We start from the raw sequence: 16,045 nt of genomic DNA, 5'->3' as shown, positions 1-16,045 counted from the left end.
ACCCCGGGCGCGGAGCCGGACCGGGATCCGGCGGCCGCCGATCAGCCGGCCTCCCCGCCCGTACCGTCGGACCAGCCGGAACCGTCAGACAAACCGGAACCGTCGGAACCGTCGGACCAGCCCGAGCCGTCAGACCAGCCCGAGCCGTCAGACCAGCCGGAGCCTCCGGCGCAGCCCGAGACTCCGGATCAGTCGGCAGCCTCGGATCGGCCCGAGCCCGCCACCGCCGCGGAGGCCCCCGCGCCCAGGTGGAGCGGCTCGGCGCCGGTGCCGCCCCCGTTGCCGCGTCGACGGGCCTGGGGCGAGTCGGCCGAGCCGACCCCGCCGCCACCGCTGCCCGTGGGGCCGCCGGAGCACCAGACACCCGTCGACCCGTGGGCCGGCGTGGACACCGGCGGCTGGGACCTGCCCTCCGCCGAACTGCCGCCGCTGCCCCCGCTGCCCCCGCTGCCCCCGCTGCCCCCGACGATGCCGCACCCGACGCCGCCGGCGACCCGCCAGTGGTCCGGTCCGCCCGCTCCCCCGGTCGGGTCGCACCCGGTGTCTCCGGCGGCCGCGCCGAGGTCACCGCAGGTCACCGGGCCCAGGATGCCGACCCGGCCGACGTCGCCGCCCGCGCCGCCGCCCACCGTGCCGAAGCAGCGCCGGGGCCGGCGATCCACCCCGCCACCCGCGGCGCCACCGGGTTGGCAGGCCCCCAAGGGGTACGTGCCGGTGCCGGTGCGCCGTCGTCGCCGGTGGCCCTGGCTGCTCCTGCTCACCCTGGCCTGCTGCTGCGGCTGCCCCGCCTACTACGGGTTCCCGATCTCAACCCAGTACCCGGTGCAGGCCGCGCTGCCCGCCGAGGTGGACGATCTGAAGCTGCGGCAGGACAGCCGCAGCACGGAGGCCGCCCGGCAGTTGGAGAACGAGGTACGCCGGGAGCACCTGCTGGCCGAGGGCACCTTCGCCGGTGTCTACTCCACCTCGGGTGGCAAGCAGGTGACGGTGTTCGGCGGCACGGGTTTCCGGTTCAGCCCGGAGTCGGACGCGGAGGCCGAGATCAGCCGGCTCACCGAGCGTTACGCCTTGGAGGCCGCCGAGAGCGTGGACACCGGTGTGCGGGGCCGGCACGAGCGGTGCGCGGTCGGCCGGTCGGACGGCGGTGACGTGGTGGTCTGCACCTCCGTCGATTACGGCAGCATCGCCACCGGGGTGTTCACCCGGCTCTCCGTCGCCGACAGTGCCGCCCTGTTGAACACCCTGCGCGCCCAGATCATCCAACCCAAGTCCTGAACCGCGACCCACCAGGTGTTGGGCCGGGGGTCCCCCGCCCCGCGAAGGCGGTGGACCTCCTGCCCGACCGGGCGGGGATCAGGCTTCGCGGATCGGGTCCGGGTGGGCGCGCGGCGGGGCGTAGCGGGGGACGTACTCCTGGCCGGTGAGCTTCTGGATCTCGCTCATCATCTCGTCGGTCATCTGCCGCAGCGAGGTGCGGTCGGTCGGCCGGCCGGACAGGTCCATCGGCTTGCCGAACCGAATGGTGATCTCGGCAGCGCCGGGACGGGGAAACCGGGCCCCGATCGGCTGCGCCTTGTCCGTGCCGATCATGCCGACCGGGATGACCGGGACACCGGTCGAGGTCGCCAGCCGGACCGTGCCGGTCCGTCCCCGGTAGAGCCGGCCGTCCGGCGAGCGGGTGCCCTCCGGGTAGACCACCACCAGGTCACCGTTCTTGAGCACCGGGATCGCCGCGTCGAACGCGGACAGCGCGGCCCGACCGCCACCCCGCTCCACCGGGATGGCGCCCAGGCCGGTGAGCACGAACTTGGAGATCGCACCCTTCACACCGGTGCCCTTGAAATACTCAGACTTCGCCCAGAACGCCAGATGCCGGGGCACGACCGTGCCGAGGAACAGCTCGTCTGCCACCGACAGGTGATTGCCGGCGAAGATCGCCCCGCCGCTCTTCGGCACGTTTTCCAGCCCCTCGACGGTCGGGCGGAACGCCAACCGCAGCGTGGGCCCCACAGCGAGCTTGCCGATGGTGTAGAGCAGGGGCACTGGTCCTCCGGCAGATCAGGTGCGAACAGGCGGTGTCACGGTAGCGGACGCCCGCACACCTCCCGGACGGAGGTGGCGCGACGCCCGCTACCTGACGATGGTCCCTACACCCGGCGGACGGAGACCGTCACGCGGTCGCCCTCGCCGACCTCACCGGCGAAGCCGTCGATGCCCTCGGCGAAGTCCACCGAGTCCGCCAGCACCTCCCCGGACACGAAGTCGAGGTACCCGGCCACCGCCGCGCGGACCTCCTCGGAGGCCGACACCGACACCACGATCCGGTCCGACACGTCCAGGTCGGCGTCCCGGCGGGCCTGCTGCACCACCCGCACCACGTCGCGGGCCAGCCCCTCGGCTGCCAACTCGGGGGTGACATCGGTGTCCAGCACCACCACACCCTCCCCGCCCGGCAGTGGCGCGGAGTTCTCGGCGTCGGCGGCGACCAGCCGCAGTTCGTACTCACCCTCGGCGAGGGTGACGCCGGCGGCCACCGGGGCGCCGTCGACGAGCTCCCAGTCGCCCGCCTTGACCGCCTTGATCACCTGCTGCACCTGCTTGCCGACCCGCGGACCGAGCGCCCGGGGCACCACCGTCAACACCTGCTCGCAGTACGCGGACAGCTCCGCGCTGAACTCGACGGCCTTCACGTTCACCTCGTCGGTGACCAGGTCGGCGAACGGGCGCAACTGCTCCGCCGCCGGCGAGGCCACGGTCAGCTTGGACAGCGGCAGCCGCACCCGCAGGCCCTTGGCCTTGCGCAGCGACAGGGCCGCCGAGGCGACCGCCCGCGTGGCGTCCATCGCGGCGACCAGGTCGTGGTCGGCCGGGAACTCGCTCGCCTCCGGCCAGTCGGTCAGGTGCACCGACCGCTCACCGGTCAGGCCGCGCCAGATCTCCTCAGCGGTCAGCGGCGCGAGCGGCGCCACCACCCGGCAGAGCGTCTCCAGCACCGTCCAGAGCGTGTCGAACGCGCCTCTGTCCCCGGACCAGAACCGGTCCCGCGAGCGGCGCACGTACCAGTTGGTGAGCGCGTCCAGGTAGGACCGGACGGTGGCGCAGGCGCCGGAGATGTCGTACGCGTCCATCTGCGCGCCGACCGTGGCCACCAGCTCGTTCGTCTTCGCCAGCACGTACCTGTCGAGCAGGTGCGTCGAGTCGGTGCGCCGCCGCGCCTGGTACCCGTCGGCGTTGGCGTAGAGCGTGAAGAAGTACCACACGTTCCACAACGGCAGCAGCACCTGCCGGACGGCGTCGCGGATGCCCGCCTCGGTGACCGCCATGTCGCCGCCGCGCAGCACCGGCGAGGACATCAGCATCCACCGCATCGCGTCCGAGCCGTACGCGTCGAAGATGTGGTAGACGTCCGGGTAGTTGCGCAGGCTCTTGGACATCTTGCGCCCGTCCGAGCCGAGCAGGATGCCGTGGCTCAGGCAGTTGCGGAACGCCGGGCGGTCGAACAGCGCGGTGGCCAGCACGTGCATCGTGTAGAACCAGCCGCGGGTCTGCCCGATGTACTCGACGATGAAGTCACCCGGGTAGTGGTGCTCGAACCAGTCCGCGTTCTCGAACGGGTAGTGCACCTGGGCGAACGGCATCGACCCGGACTCGAACCAGCAGTCCAGCACCTCCGGCACCCGGCGCATCATCGACTGGCCGGTCGGGTCGTCCGGGTTGGGGCGGACCAGGTCGTCCACCGCCGGCCGGTGCAGGTCGGTCAGGCGTACGCCGAAGTCCCGCTCGATGTCGGCGAGGGAGCCGTAGACGTCCAGGCGCGGGTAGTTCGGGTCGTCGGACTTCCACGCCGGGATCGGTGAGCCCCAGAACCGGTTCCGGCTGATCGACCAGTCCCGGGCGTTCGCCAGCCACTTGCCGAACGAGCCGTCCTTGATGTGCCCGGGCGTCCAGTTGATCTCCTGGTTCAGCTCGACCATCCGGTCCCGGAACTGCGTGACCGCGACGAACCACGAGGACACCGCCTTGTAGACGAGCGGGGTGTCGCAGCGCCAGCAGTGCGGGTACGAGTGGGTGTAGGTGTCCTGCTTGAGCACCACCCCCCGGTCCTTCAGCTCCCGGATCACCGGCTTGTTGACGTCGAAGACCTGCTCACCCTGGTACGGCGGGACCAGCGCGGTGAAGCGGGTGTGGTCGTCGACGGTGACGATGGTCGGGATGCCGGCGGCGTTGCAGACGTTCTGGTCGTCCTCACCGAAGGCCGGGGCGAGGTGCACGATCCCGGTGCCGTCCTCGGTGGTGACGAACTCCGCGCCGAGCACCTGGTAGGCGTTGTCGCCGGCCTGCTCGACGAGGAAGTCGTACAGCGGGGTGTAGCGGCGTCCGACCAGGTCCCGGCCGTACACCGTGCCGACCTGCTCGTAGCCGTCCAGCTCCTTGCCGTACGCGGCCAGCCGCGCCGCGCCGACCACGAACCGCTCGCCGTCGCGTTCCAGCACCGCGTACTCGATGTCGGGGCCGACGGCGAGCGCCAGGTTCGACGGCAGGGTCCACGGCGTGGTGGTCCAGACGCCCAGCTTGACCGGCCCGCGCAGCAGCTCCGGGGCGGACTCGTCGGCGGTCAGGCCGAACCACACCGACAGGGTGGGGTCGTGCCGGTCCCGGTAGACGTCGTCCATCCGGGTCTCGGTGTTCGACAGCGGCGTCTCGCAGCGCCAGCAGTACGCCAGCACCCGGAAGCCCTCGTAGATCAGACCCTTGTCGTACAGGGTCTTGAAGGCCCACATGACGCTTTCCATGTAGTCCAGGTCGAGGGTCTTGTAGTCGTTGGTGAAGTCGACCCAGCGGGCCTGCCGGTTGATGTACCGCTCCCAGTCCTGGGTGAACTCCAGCACCGAGGTGCGGCAGGCCTCGTTGAACCGGGCCACGCCCAGGTCGATGATCTCCGCCTTGCTGGTGATGCCGAGCTGCTTCTCGGCCACCACCTCGGCGGGCAGGCCGTGGCAGTCCCAGCCGAAGCGCCGCTCGACGTGCCGCCCGCGCATGGTCTGGTAGCGCGGCACCACGTCCTTGACGTACCCGGTGAAGAGGTGACCGTAGTGCGGCAGGCCGTTGGCGAACGGCGGGCCGTCGTAGAAGACGTACTCGTTCTTACCGTTGTCGCCGGCGGGCCGGGCCTCGACCGACGCCTCGAAGGTCTGGTCGGCCGTCCAGTGCTCCAGCACCCGGCGCTCGACCGCGGGCAGGTCCGGGCTCGCCGGGACTCCGGCGGCGGTCGGGTCGTGCAACGGATAGGCCATCGGGGGTCGCTCTCCTCATGCAGCTCACTCAACGTGGGTCTGCGAGGACGAACCTCCCGGAGGTACGCCTCGACGGCGCTTCCGGGTGATCCGCGGTACCACCCCGCTTGACGGTCAGGATCGACCGCCCGCTCAATTACCGGCTGTGACGGGCCGCACCCGTCCGGTTCTACTGGGCCGGTTGCCCGGCCGTTCTTCCGGAGGCTCACCGGTGATAGCCGGGTCATCGCCGTACGGTGCCCAACGATACTCGACCCGCCCGCCGCTCCCCCCGGGTCCTCTCCTGTCGATCATGAGGTTGACGGGCGGGTGGATCACGGATCTGCCCGTCAACCTCATGATCAGCGCAGTCGGGTCAGGGAGCGGGGAGGGTGGTGTTCCAGAGGGAGGCGCCGTCGCGGTCACGGAGGTGGACCGTCAGGGCGCCCGACTCGCCGTCGATGGACACCTCACCGAAGTGCTGGAAACCCTCCGCCGGCGAGGTGTTGGCCGCCGGCGGGGCGTGCACGAAGGCCGCCCGCGGGCCGAACGTGCCGTCCAGCGCGTTCGGGCCGAACGCCCCGGCGTGCGCCGGGCCGGAGACGAACTCCCAGAACGGGGTGAAGTCGCCGACCGCCGCCCGGGACGGGTCGTAGTGGTGCGCGGCCGAGTAGTGCACGTCGGCGGTGAGGAACACCATGCCTGTCACCCCGGCCCGGTGGGTGGCCCGCAGCACCTCGGCGAACTCCAGCTCCCGCCCGGCCGGTGCGCCCGGGTCACCCTGCGCGACACCCTCCTGCGCGGTCGGACCGTCCGGCACCACCACCCCGATCGGCAGGTCGTTGGCGATCACCTTCCAGGTCGCCGTGGACCGCTTCAACTCCCGGATCAGCCACTCGCGCTGCTCGCGGCCGAGCAGTCCGCGCTTCGGGTCGGCGTACGTGTTGCCGTCGTTCGGGTCCTTGTGGGTCCGCATGTCCAGCACGAACACGTCAAGCAGTGGCCCGTGCGAGATCCGGCGGTACAGCGGCCCGTTGTCCGGCACCGGCAGCCACTCGCCGAACGCCTGACGGGCCCGCGCGGCGAGCACGTCCACCCGCCGCTCGGTGTAGCGCGGGTCGTCCAGGATCTCCCCCGGGTACCAGTTGTTGAGGACCTCGTGGTCGTCCCACTGGTTGATCTGCGGGACCGCCGCGTTGAACGCCCGCAGGTGCTCGTCGATCAGGTTGTACGCGTACTGCCCCCGGTACTCGGTGAGCGTCTCGGCGACCTTGCTCTTCTCCGGCGTCACCACGTTGCGCCAGATCCGCCCGTCCGGCAGGGTCACCGACTCGACGAGCGGGCCGTCGGCGTACACCGTGTCGCCGCTGCACAGGTAGAAGTCGGGCTGGGCCGCCCGCATCGCCCGGAAGATCGACATTCCACCGAAGTTCGGGTCGATCCCCCAGCCCTGCCCGACGATGTCGCCGGTCCAGACGAAGGTCACGTCGCCGCGCCGGTGCCGCCCCGGTGCGGTGGTGAACGTCCCGGTCAGCGGCTCGCTCACCACCCCGTGCCGCTCCAGGCTCTCCACCCGGACCCGGTAGTGCAGCCGCTCGGCATCCGGCAGCCCCCGCAGCCGGACCTTGCCGGTGAGGTCGCCGTCGGGGGTGAGCACCGGGCCGCGTAGCTTCCGCGCTCCCCGGAAGTCCGGCCGGCGGCTCACCTCGACAAGCATCCGGCCCGGCCGGTCGGCCCGGGTCCAGACCAGCGCGGAGTCCGCTGTCACGTCACCGCTCTGCACCCCGTGGGTGAGCACCGGGCGCGCGGCCGGGCGCCAGGCCGGGGCGGCGTTCGCGCCGGCACCGCCCAGCAGGGTGCCGCCGGCGACTCCGGCACCGACCACCAGGCCGGCCCGCAGCAGAGTACGTCGATCAAGCTCGGTCATGCTTCCTCCGCATCATCGGTTGACCCAGTCGGTCTACCGGCCGGAGATGACCGTGATCGGCGGCAAGGATGACGAGGGGCGGAACGGGGGTTGTCCGGACGGCACGCCCCGCGGGCGTGACCGGGGTCACCGCCGCGGTTGTCACGGCACGCCCCGCTCGGACCGTCGTGACGGTGTCGGATCGAACAGGGAGTTGGTCATGCAACGAATGAGGCTCTTCGAGGTCGCGCCGCAGGGATACCAGGCCGTGTCGGGCCTGGAGAAGTACGTCCAGGCGAACGTCGACCACACCGTGCTGGAACTGGTCAAGCTGCGGGCGTCGATGCTGAACGGCTGCGCGTACTGCGTGGACATGCACAGCCGGGACGCCCTCGCCGCCGGCGAGTCGAGCCGGCGGCTGTTCGCGGTGTCCGCCTGGCGGGAGGCGCTGTCGTTCTTCGACGAGCGGGAGCAAACCGCGCTGGCGCTCACCGACGCGGTGACCCGGCTCGGCGAGCACGGTGTGTCGGACGAGGTGTGGGACGCCGCCGCGAAGGTCTGGTCGGAGAAGGAACTGGCCGATCTGGTCCTCGCGATTGCCACAATCAACGTGTGGAATCGGATCGCCGTGACGACGCACACGGAGCCCCCGGCGCAGGTGTGACGACCGAGGCAGCAGACGCGGCCGGTGCGCTCCAGGCGCACCGGCCGATGCTGCTCGGGCTCGCGTACCGCCTGCTCGGCAGCCGGCACGACGCGGAGGACGTGCTCCAGGAGGCGTACCTGCGTTGGCTCGGCGTGGACCGGTCGACGGTGCAGGAACCGCGCCGGTACCTGTCCCGGGTGGTCACCCGGCTGGCCCTGGACCGGTTACGGGCCCGGCAGGCGGCCCGTGAGACGTACGTCGGCACCTGGCTGCCCGAGCCGGTGCCGACCGCGCCCTCACCGTTCGGACCGTTGGACCGCGCGGAGTTGCGCGACTCGCTCTCCACCGCGTTGCTGCACGTCCTGGAGCGGCTCACCCCGCCGGAGCGGGCGGTGTACGTCCTGCACACCGCCTTCGACCTGCCGTACACCGAGATCGCCGAGATCCTGGACCGGACCCCGGAGGACTGCCGCCAGCTCCACCACCGGGCGACCACCCGGATCCATCAGGAGCAGCGTCGCTTCACCGCCAGCCGGGCCGAACGGGAACGCCTGCTCAACGCGTTCCTCGCCGCCGCCCGCGAGGGTGACCTGGCGACGCTCACCGGCCTGGTCGCGGCGGACGCCACGGCCTGGAACGACGGCGGTGGTCGGGTCCGGGCCGCCCGCAACCCGGTCACCGGCGCGGACCGCATCGCCCGGTTCTACGCCGGGATCTACGGCCCCGGCCGTTTCATGACAGTGCACCCGGTCGAACTCAACGGGGAACCCGGCGTGGTGATCACGCGCGCGGACGGCAGTCGGTACACGCTCACCATCGCCGCGGCCGACGGACGGATCACCGGGATCTACGTGGTCGGCAATCCGACGAAGGTGCCGCCGGTCGACTGAATTTCCGCTGCCGCCTTCCGGCCCCGGCCGGGGCGGGTCAGCCCAGCTCGGGGAACCAGAGCGCGATCTCGCGCTTGGCGCTGTCCGTCGAGTCGGAGGCGTGCACCAGGTTCTCCCGGTTGGACAGCGACAGGTCGCCCCGGATGGTGCCGGCGGCGGCCCGGCGCCCGTCGGTGGCCCCGACCAGCCCCCGCACCACGTCGATGACCTGGTCGCCCGAGAGCACCAGCGCGACGAGCGGACCGCTGGTCATGAAGTCCTTCAGCGGCGGGTAGAACGCCTTGTCGACGTGCTCGGCGTAGTGCTCGTCGGCGAGCGCGGCGTCCATCGTCCGGTGCACCATCGCGTCGATCCGCAGCCCCTTGCGCTCGAAGCGGGAGAGGACCTCGCCGACCAGGCCACGGCGGACCGCGTCGGGCTTGATCAGAACGAGGCTGCGCTCATCCGGACTGTTGCTGGACACGCTGGGTTCCTCCTGTGCACGCTGAACGCTCGGGATCGGTACGGTCAGCGTAGCGACCCGGTCCCGGCGCCGGCGCGGCGGCCGGTCTTTCGCCCGGTGGCCGATCCGGCCTAGCCTGGCCCTGACCCCGGGAGGTCCACTGTGGCGAATGGCGGGAACCGACCCATCGCGCCGGTACGCAAGCTGATCGGCGCGGTGCTGGGCACCGTGGCCACCTTCGTCGTCCTCTTCGGGCTGGGCATGACCAGTTGGGCCATCGTGGCTCTCGGGGTCGCCCTGCTGGTGCTGGCGATCGCGCTGGCGACCGTACGCGGCGGCGGGCGCACCTGGGTGGTCGGTGTCGGGCACGTGCACAGCGCCTCCGAACCACCCACCCAGTACGCGTTCGGCCGCTGCGAACTGCAACTGGTGATCGACGCGCCCGGCCTGCCGCCCCGGTCCAAGAAGATCATCGAGCCGAGGGTGCCGGTCTCCAAGTGGCCGTCGCTGGGCCAGACCCTGCCGATCCGGGTCGCCTTGGACGACCAGCGGCACGTCAAGGTCCTCTGGGACGAGGTGCCCACCCACGCCGAGACCGCGGCGGCCGTCGCCGACCTCCCACCGGAGTTCGCCGACGCCGACGCCGTGGACGAGGTGCTGATCCAGCAGGATGCCCCGCCGTGGGCCGACCGCAGCTCGGACGACGACTTCCGGGACGACTTCGGCGACCCACTCGGCGACCGGTTCCGTGACCCGCTCGACCCCGACCCGTCCCGCCCCGAGCCCGTGCGGGACGACCCGGGCGGCAGGTCCGAGGACCGCGAGCCCGTGGTGATGCACCAGAGTCCGGGCGGCCCCGTGGTGTTGGAGGGTGTCGTCGTCGAGCAGCAGGCCAAGGGCGGGCTGCCCCGGCGGGCCACCCCCGCGCCGCGTCCGCCCGCCGAGGAGCGGTTCGACGACGCCGCCGCCGACCGGATCGACAGGCCGGAGCCCGACCGGATCCCCGACCCGCCACCCGCGCAGCGGTCCGGCCCCGGCGCGACCGACCCGCTGGACCCACTTGACCTTCCGCTGGACGATCCCTCGTCGGTCGGGGCGGCACGCGAGACCGTGACCGACGCGGAACTGGACGAGGCGATCTTCGGGTTGGCCGGGGACGCGGCTGCGGACCCGGCCGCGCCGATCAGCGGGGTGGGTCTCACCCTGCTGGTCACCGACCTGTCCCGGTCCCTCGACTTCTACCGAGACGTGCTCGGCTTCACCGAGGTCGACCAGGGCGCCGGCAACGCCGTACTCGCCTCCGGCACGACCCGGCTGGTCCTGCGCGAGGTGACCGAGGCCGCGCCCATCAGCCGTCGGCTCGTGCACGTCAACCTCGAGGTCAACGACATCGAAGCGGCGTACGAGCGGTTGCGCGGGTCGGGCGTCCGATTCACCTACGCGCCCCGGGTGGTCAACCGGGGCTCGAAGTTGGAGGTCTGGGCGGCGGCGTTCCGCGACCCGGACGGCCACGGCATCGCGCTCACCCAGTGGCGTGAACGCGCCGACGCCTGACCCCGGGGACCGGTCCGGCGTCAGCCGAGGATGACCCGACGTACGTGCAGCGCGTACGCCCAGACCAGGGCGAAGATGATGCCCAGGGCGAGCAGCGACCAGTGCAGCAGGCCGCCGAGCATCAGCAGGCCCTGGAGCACAGTGCCGGCGTGCCACGCCCAGGGGCGGCGCATCATGCCGGCGACCACGATGGCGGCCACCGCCAGTGCCACCACGGCACCGATGGCGGCACCGCTCAGATCACCGCCGACCACTCGGATCGGCTGGATCGCCAGCAGCAGCACAAGCGCCTCCAGGCTGAGCGTGCCAGCGCCCAGACCGCGGACCGCCCGCTCCGGGTCGCGCAACCCGGAGCGTCGCGGCTGCCCGGCGACGGGCTCCTCCGGCGCGGGCCGATCAGCCGGGTCACCGGTGGTGCGGGGGTCCCGCTCCGGGTCGGTCATCGCTTCAGCAGCCGGCGAGCGTCGGCGACCGTCACCACCGACCCGGTGACCAGCACCCCGACCCCGCTGAGCTCGCCGGGGACGTCCTCCTCGGCCAGCGCGACCGCCAGCTCGATGGCGTCCGGCATCTCCTCCGCCGAGTCCACCCGCTCCTCGCCGAAGATCTCGGCGGCGAGCGCGGCGAGTTCCTCGGTCGGCATCGCCCGTGGCGAGCTGTTGCGGGTGACCACCACCTGGTCGACCACTGGCTCCAGCAGCTCCAACATGGTCTCCGCGTCCTTGTCGGCGAGCACGCCGACCACCGCCACCAGCTTGCTGAACGCGAACTCCTCCTGGAGCGCGGTGACGGTGGCCTTCATGCCGTGCGGGTTGTGCGCGCCGTCGAGCAGGATGGTCGGGGCGTTGCGGACCCGCTCCAGCCGACCCGGGGAGCTGGTCGAGGCGAAGCCCTCCCGGACCGCCTCGATGTCCAGTTGCCGCCGAGCCCCCGCACCCAGGAACGCCTCGACGGCGGCGAGCGCCACCGCCGCGTTCTGCGCCTGGTGGGCGCCGTGCAGCGGGATGAACACGTCGTCGTACACGCCACCCAGCCCTTGGAGGCTGAGCACCTGACCGCCGACCGCTACCGCCCGGCTCACCACTCCGAACTCGGCGCCCTCCCGGGCGATGGTGGCCCCGACCTCGGCGCAGCGATCGAGCAGGGGACCAGCGGCCTCCTCCTCCTGCGCCGCCGAGATCACGGTCGCCCCCGGGTGGATGATGCCGGCCTTGGCCAGCGCGATGTCCTGGAGCGTGTCGCCGAGCCACTCGGTGTGGTCAAGTCCGATCGGGGTGATCACACAGACCCCGGCCTGGATGACGTTCGTGGCGTCCTCGGCGCCGCCGAGCCCCACCTCGACCACCGCGATGTCGACCGGCGCGTCGGCGAACGTGGCGAACGCCAACGCGGTCGTCATGTCGAAGTACGTGAGCGGCTCGTCCGACCGCGCGTCCACCAGCTCGGCCAGCGGTTTGATCTCCCGGTACACCGAAGTGAACCGCTCCTCGCTGACCGGCTCCCCATCCAGGCTGATCCGCTCCCGGACGGTCTCCAGGTGCGGGCTGGTGTACCGGCCGGTGTGCAGCCCGTGCGCCCGCAGCAGCGAGTCGATCATCCGCGCGGTGGAGGTCTTGCCGTTGGTGCCGGTCAGGTGGATCGCCGGGTACGCCCGCTGCGGACTGCCGAGCAGGTCGAGCAGCGACTCGATCCGGTCCAGCTCGAACACCATGCGGGTGAAGCCACGGGCGTTCAGCTCGGCCTCGACGGCGGCGAAATCGGTACGGTCTGTCACGAGGGAAGCGTCTCCAGAGCAGCGTCGATCCGGACCAGGTCGGCCTCGGCGGTGGCGAGCCGGTCGCGGATCTTCGCGACCACCGGCTCGGGGGCCTTGCCGATGAAGGCAGGGTTGTCGAGCTTCGCCCGAGCCTGCGCGACCTCCTTCTCGGCCGCCGCGCGGTCCTTCGTCAACCGGGCCCGCTCGGCGGCCACGTCGATCGACCCCCGGGTGTCCAACGCGACACCGACCGCGCCGGGCATGGCCAGCGTGGCGCTGGCCTGGAAGTCGTCCCCGGCCGGGTCGAGCCGGACCAGGGAGCGGATCAGCGGCTCGTGCGCGTCGATGCCCGCCCCGGCCAGCCCGTCCAACCGGGCGGCCACCCGCTGGGTCGGGCGCAGCCCCTGATCGGAGCGGAACCGCCGGATCTCGGTGACCACGCGCTGCACACCTGCCAGCTCGGCCTCGGCGGCGTCGTCGACAAGCGACCGGTCGGCCACCGGCCAGGCGACGGTCTGCACCGTCTCGCCACCGGTCAGCGCGATCCACAGCTCCTCGGTGACGAACGGGATGACAGGGTGCAGCAGCCGCAGCAACTGGTCCAGCACGTGCCCGAGCACCCGGCGGCTGACCTCGGCCCGCTCACCGCCCTCGGCGAGCACCGGCTTGCTCAGCTCCACGTACCAGTCGCAGACGTCGTCCCAGGCGAAGTGGTAGAGCAGGTCACACACCTTGGCGAACTCGTACGCCTCGAACTGCTCGTCGACCTCCGCGGTGACGTGCGCCAACCGGGACAGGATCCACCGGTCGACGGTGGAGAGCCGCTCGGCGGGCGGCAGATCGCCGGTGGTGTGCGCACCGTTCATCAGGGCGAACCGGGTGGCGTTCCAGAGCTTGTTGCAGAAGTTGCGGGAGCCCTGGCACCACTCCTCGCTGACCGGCACGTCCTGCCCGGGGTTGGCGCCCCGGGCCAGGGTGAACCGGGTGGCATCGGCACCGAACCTGTCGATCCAGTCCAGCGGGTCGACGACGTTGCCGAACGACTTCGACATCTTCTTGCCGTGCTCGTCGCGGACCATGCCGTGCAGGGCCACCACGTCGAACGGCTGCTTGCCGTCCATCGCGTACAGGCCGAACATCATCATCCGGGCGACCCAGAAGAACAGGATGTCGTAGCCGGTGACCAGGACGCTTGTCGGGTAGAACTTGGACAGGTCAGGGGTCTGCTCCGGCCAGCCGAGCGTGGAGAACGGCCAGAGCGCGCTGGAGAACCAGGTGTCGAGCACGTCCTCGTCCTGCCGCCAGCCGTCGCCGGTGGGCGGCTGCTCGTCCGGGCCGACGCAGACGATCTCGCCCTGCGGGCCGTACCAGACCGGGATCCGGTGCCCCCACCAGAGCTGGCGGGAGATGCACCAGTCGTGCATGTTGTCGACCCAGGCGAAGTAGCGCTTGGCCAGCTCGGCCGGTTCGATGCGGACCCGACCGTCGCGCACCGCGTCGCCGGCGGCCTGGGCCAGCGGGCCGGTGTTGACGAACCACTGCAACGACAGCCGCGGCTCGACTGTCGTCTTGCACCGCGAGCAGTGCCCGACCGCGTGCACGTACGGCCGCTTCTCGGCGACGATCCGACCCTGCTCACGCAACGCCGCCACGATCGCGGGCCGCGCCTCGAACCGGTCCAGCCCCTCGAACGGGCCGGGCACGGTGATCACGCCACGCTCGTCCATGACGGTGAGCGCCGGCAGGTCGTGGCGCTGGCCGATCTCGAAGTCGTTGGGGTCGTGCGCCGGGGTCACCTTGACCATGCCGGTGCCGAACGACGGGTCGACGTGCGCGTCGGCGACGATCGGGATGCGGCGGCCGGTCAGCGGCAGCTCGACCTCGGTGCCGATCAGGTGCTGGTAGCGCTCGTCGTCCGGGTGCACCGCCACGGCGGTGTCGCCAAGCATCGTCTCGGCCCGGGTGGTGGCCACCACGACCTCGTCGCTGTACCGGATGGAGATCAGCTCACCGTCGTCGTCGGTGTGCTCGACCTCGATGTCGGAGAGCGCGGTCAGACAGCGCGGGCACCAGTTGATGATCCGGTTGGCCCGGTAGATGAGGCCCTCGTCGAAGAGCTTCTTGAAGATCGTCTGGACGGCGCGGGTCAGCCCCTCGTCCATGGTGAAGCGCTCGCGGTCCCAGTCGACGGAGTCGCCGAGGCGCCGCATCTGCCCCAGGATCGCCCCGCCGGACTCGGCCTTCCACTGCCAGACCCGCTCGACGAACTTCTCCCGCCCGAGGTCGTGCCGGGACAGGCCCTCGGCGGCGAGCTGACGCTCCACCAGGTTCTGGGTGGCGATGCCGGCGTGGTCCATGCCGGGCAGCCACAGCGCCTCGAAGCCCTGCATCCGCTTACGCCTGGTCAACGCGTCCATCAGCGTGTGCTCGAACGCGTGGCCCATGTGCAGCGAGCCGGTGACGTTCGGCGGTGGGATGACGATGGCGAACGGGGGCTTGTCGCTGTCGGCCGAGGCCCGGAAGTGGCCGGCGGCTACCCACTGCTCGTACCGTCGCTGCTCTACCTCGCCGGGCTGGTACTGGCCGGCAAGGGTCGGGGCGTCGGGGCGTCGGGCATCCAGTCTCTCGGTCACCTGACAAGTCTACGGAGGGCTTCCGCGGACCTGACGTGCGCCACCTGTGGTTCGCGTACGGTGTCGGCTATGTCCGACGCACATCTCACCGAGCGGTCGCTCGGCGGCGGCCGCGAGCCGGTCGAGCTGACCGAAGAACCGATCCAGCTGAGCACCCGGGACTCCGGGGGCGACCCCGACGAAGACTCGGGCGGCTGGTCGAGACGGCGCAAGATCGCTTGGACGGTCGCGCTGGTGGTCGGCCTGGCGGGCGCCGGGGTGCTGGGTGCCGCCGGGTGGCGGGTGGCGCAGCAGAAGGACACCGAGCTCACCTCGCCCCCGCAGGTGGCCGGCCTGACCCGGGACGACAGCGAACGGGCGAAGAGCACAGCGGACTACCTGCGCAGCGGCCTGGCCGCGGACATCGAGTTGGACCGCAGCTTCGGCACTGTCTACCGCGACCCGGCCGACGACAAGCGCTCCGTGCTCATCTTCGGCGGGACCACCTTGCTATGGCAGCCCGAGCGGGACCTGGAGAGCCTGTTCCGCCTCATGTCCGACGAGACCGGTGCGGTGACCGGCCTACGCGAGATGCCCGCCGGCGACCTGGGCGGCGTGCTGAAGTGCGGCAGCACAAGCGGGGAGGGTGGCGATTTCGCGGTCTGCGGGTGGGCCGACCACGGCAGCGTGGTGATGGCGATGTTCCCGGGACGGTCGGTCAGCGACGCTGGTGGCCTGCTGCGTAACCTCCGCAACGGCATGCAGACCCGGGGCTGACGCTCCGCCGCGACCACCCGGACCACGCCAGGACTGCCCGCCCAGATCTCGATGATCGACTCGGTTTTCCTGATACCGGGGTGTCGACCGGCCGCGGATACCGCGGTTTCGGTGATTCCGAGTCGACCATTCGGGGGGTAACGCAGAAAGGGCCACCCCTATGCGGGGTGGCCCTTTCTGAAAGATTGT

At 71.5% G+C, this 16,045-nt stretch carries 12 protein-coding genes; 5 read left to right on the top strand and 7 right to left on the bottom strand.

What is annotated here, in order from left to right; genetic code table 11:
• Window positions 1–267: 267 nt before the first annotated feature.
• Window positions 268–1,275, top strand: a complete 1,008-nt coding sequence (locus AB0F61_RS28775; protein WP_357815867.1) for a hypothetical protein — start codon at window positions 268–270, stop codon at window positions 1,273–1,275.
• 78 nt (window positions 1,276–1,353) lie between these two features.
• Here AB0F61_RS28775 and AB0F61_RS28770 read toward each other — a convergent pair whose 3' ends face one another.
• The 3 genes from AB0F61_RS28770 to AB0F61_RS28760 all read right to left on the bottom strand — a co-directional run bounded on the left by AB0F61_RS28770 (window position 1,354) and on the right by AB0F61_RS28760 (window position 7,200).
• Window positions 1,354–2,043, bottom strand: a complete 690-nt coding sequence (locus tag AB0F61_RS28770; protein WP_357815864.1) for a lysophospholipid acyltransferase family protein — start codon at window positions 2,041–2,043, stop codon at window positions 1,354–1,356.
• 104 nt (window positions 2,044–2,147) lie between these two features.
• The gene (gene ileS / locus AB0F61_RS28765) at window positions 2,148–5,294 is read right to left on the bottom strand and encodes an isoleucine--tRNA ligase (protein WP_357815861.1); all 3,147 of its coding nucleotides are present in this window, start codon (window positions 5,292–5,294) and stop codon (window positions 2,148–2,150) included.
• A 355-nt stretch (window positions 5,295–5,649) separates the two neighbouring features.
• On the bottom strand, window positions 5,650–7,200 hold the full coding sequence (locus AB0F61_RS28760; RefSeq protein WP_357815859.1) for an alkaline phosphatase D family protein: 1,551 nt from the start codon (window positions 7,198–7,200) through the stop codon (window positions 5,650–5,652).
• Window positions 7,201–7,399: 199 nt separating this feature from the next.
• Between AB0F61_RS28760 and AB0F61_RS28755 the strand changes: the two genes are divergently transcribed.
• Both AB0F61_RS28755 and sigJ read left to right on the top strand, forming a co-directional pair.
• Window positions 7,400–7,843, top strand: coding sequence for a carboxymuconolactone decarboxylase family protein (locus AB0F61_RS28755; protein ID WP_234586820.1), 444 nt, complete (start codon window positions 7,400–7,402; stop codon window positions 7,841–7,843).
• Window positions 7,840–8,715 (top strand): RNA polymerase sigma factor SigJ, encoded by an 876-nt coding sequence (sigJ, locus tag AB0F61_RS28750; RefSeq protein ID WP_357815855.1) that lies wholly within the window; start codon window positions 7,840–7,842, stop codon window positions 8,713–8,715. The genes AB0F61_RS28755 and sigJ overlap by 4 nt, the downstream gene beginning before the upstream one ends.
• A gap of 37 nt (window positions 8,716–8,752) precedes the next feature.
• Here sigJ and ndk read toward each other — a convergent pair whose 3' ends face one another.
• Window positions 8,753–9,178, bottom strand: a complete 426-nt coding sequence (gene ndk, locus AB0F61_RS28745; RefSeq protein WP_355030911.1) for a nucleoside-diphosphate kinase — start codon at window positions 9,176–9,178, stop codon at window positions 8,753–8,755.
• A gap of 141 nt (window positions 9,179–9,319) precedes the next feature.
• Between ndk and AB0F61_RS28740 the strand changes: the two genes are divergently transcribed.
• The gene (locus tag AB0F61_RS28740; protein ID WP_357815852.1) at window positions 9,320–10,711 is read left to right on the top strand and encodes a VOC family protein; all 1,392 of its coding nucleotides are present in this window, start codon (window positions 9,320–9,322) and stop codon (window positions 10,709–10,711) included.
• A 20-nt stretch (window positions 10,712–10,731) separates the two neighbouring features.
• Here AB0F61_RS28740 and AB0F61_RS28735 read toward each other — a convergent pair whose 3' ends face one another.
• From AB0F61_RS28735 to AB0F61_RS28725, 3 genes are read right to left on the bottom strand one after another with little or no spacing between them, the layout of a single operon-like run.
• The gene (locus AB0F61_RS28735) at window positions 10,732–11,154 is read right to left on the bottom strand and encodes a DUF4233 domain-containing protein (RefSeq protein WP_357815850.1); all 423 of its coding nucleotides are present in this window, start codon (window positions 11,152–11,154) and stop codon (window positions 10,732–10,734) included.
• Window positions 11,151–12,485 carry a folylpolyglutamate synthase/dihydrofolate synthase family protein gene (locus AB0F61_RS28730; protein ID WP_357815848.1) on the bottom strand — a complete coding sequence of 445 codons (1,335 nt, stop codon included), beginning with the start codon at window positions 12,483–12,485 and terminating at the stop codon, window positions 11,151–11,153. The genes AB0F61_RS28735 and AB0F61_RS28730 overlap by 4 nt, the downstream gene beginning before the upstream one ends.
• Entirely contained in the window at window positions 12,482–15,100 is a 2,619-nt protein-coding gene (locus AB0F61_RS28725) for a valine--tRNA ligase (protein ID WP_357815846.1), read from the bottom strand. The genes AB0F61_RS28730 and AB0F61_RS28725 overlap by 4 nt, the downstream gene beginning before the upstream one ends.
• A gap of 69 nt (window positions 15,101–15,169) precedes the next feature.
• Here AB0F61_RS28725 and AB0F61_RS28720 point away from each other — a divergent pair, with 69 nt between their 5' ends.
• Entirely contained in the window at window positions 15,170–15,856 is a 687-nt protein-coding gene (locus AB0F61_RS28720) for a hypothetical protein (RefSeq protein ID WP_357815843.1), read from the top strand.
• Window positions 15,857–16,045 lie beyond the last annotated feature (189 nt).

Origin of the sequence: Micromonospora sp. NPDC023888, assembly GCF_040639415.1 — a bacterium.
In the GTDB taxonomy this organism is placed as follows: domain Bacteria; phylum Actinomycetota; class Actinomycetes; order Mycobacteriales; family Micromonosporaceae; genus Micromonospora.
Note: the sequence above shows the minus strand (reverse complement) of the source record. Positions and strands in the feature narration are given on the sequence as shown.

What these genes read in the sequence shown, in the direction of transcription:
- ileS (WP_357815861.1), bottom strand. Translation starts at nt 5,294, where the DNA reads ATGGCCTATCCGTTGCACGACCCGACCGCCGCCGGAGTCCCGGCGAGC.
- AB0F61_RS28760 (WP_357815859.1), bottom strand. Translation starts at nt 7,200, where the DNA reads ATGACCGAGCTTGATCGACGTACTCTGCTGCGGGCCGGCCTGGTGGTC.
- AB0F61_RS28755 (WP_234586820.1), top strand. Translation starts at nt 7,400, where the DNA reads ATGCAACGAATGAGGCTCTTCGAGGTCGCGCCGCAGGGATACCAGGCC.
- AB0F61_RS28735 (WP_357815850.1), bottom strand. Translation starts at nt 11,154, where the DNA reads ATGACCGACCCGGAGCGGGACCCCCGCACCACCGGTGACCCGGCTGAT.
- AB0F61_RS28720 (WP_357815843.1), top strand. Translation starts at nt 15,170, where the DNA reads ATGTCCGACGCACATCTCACCGAGCGGTCGCTCGGCGGCGGCCGCGAG.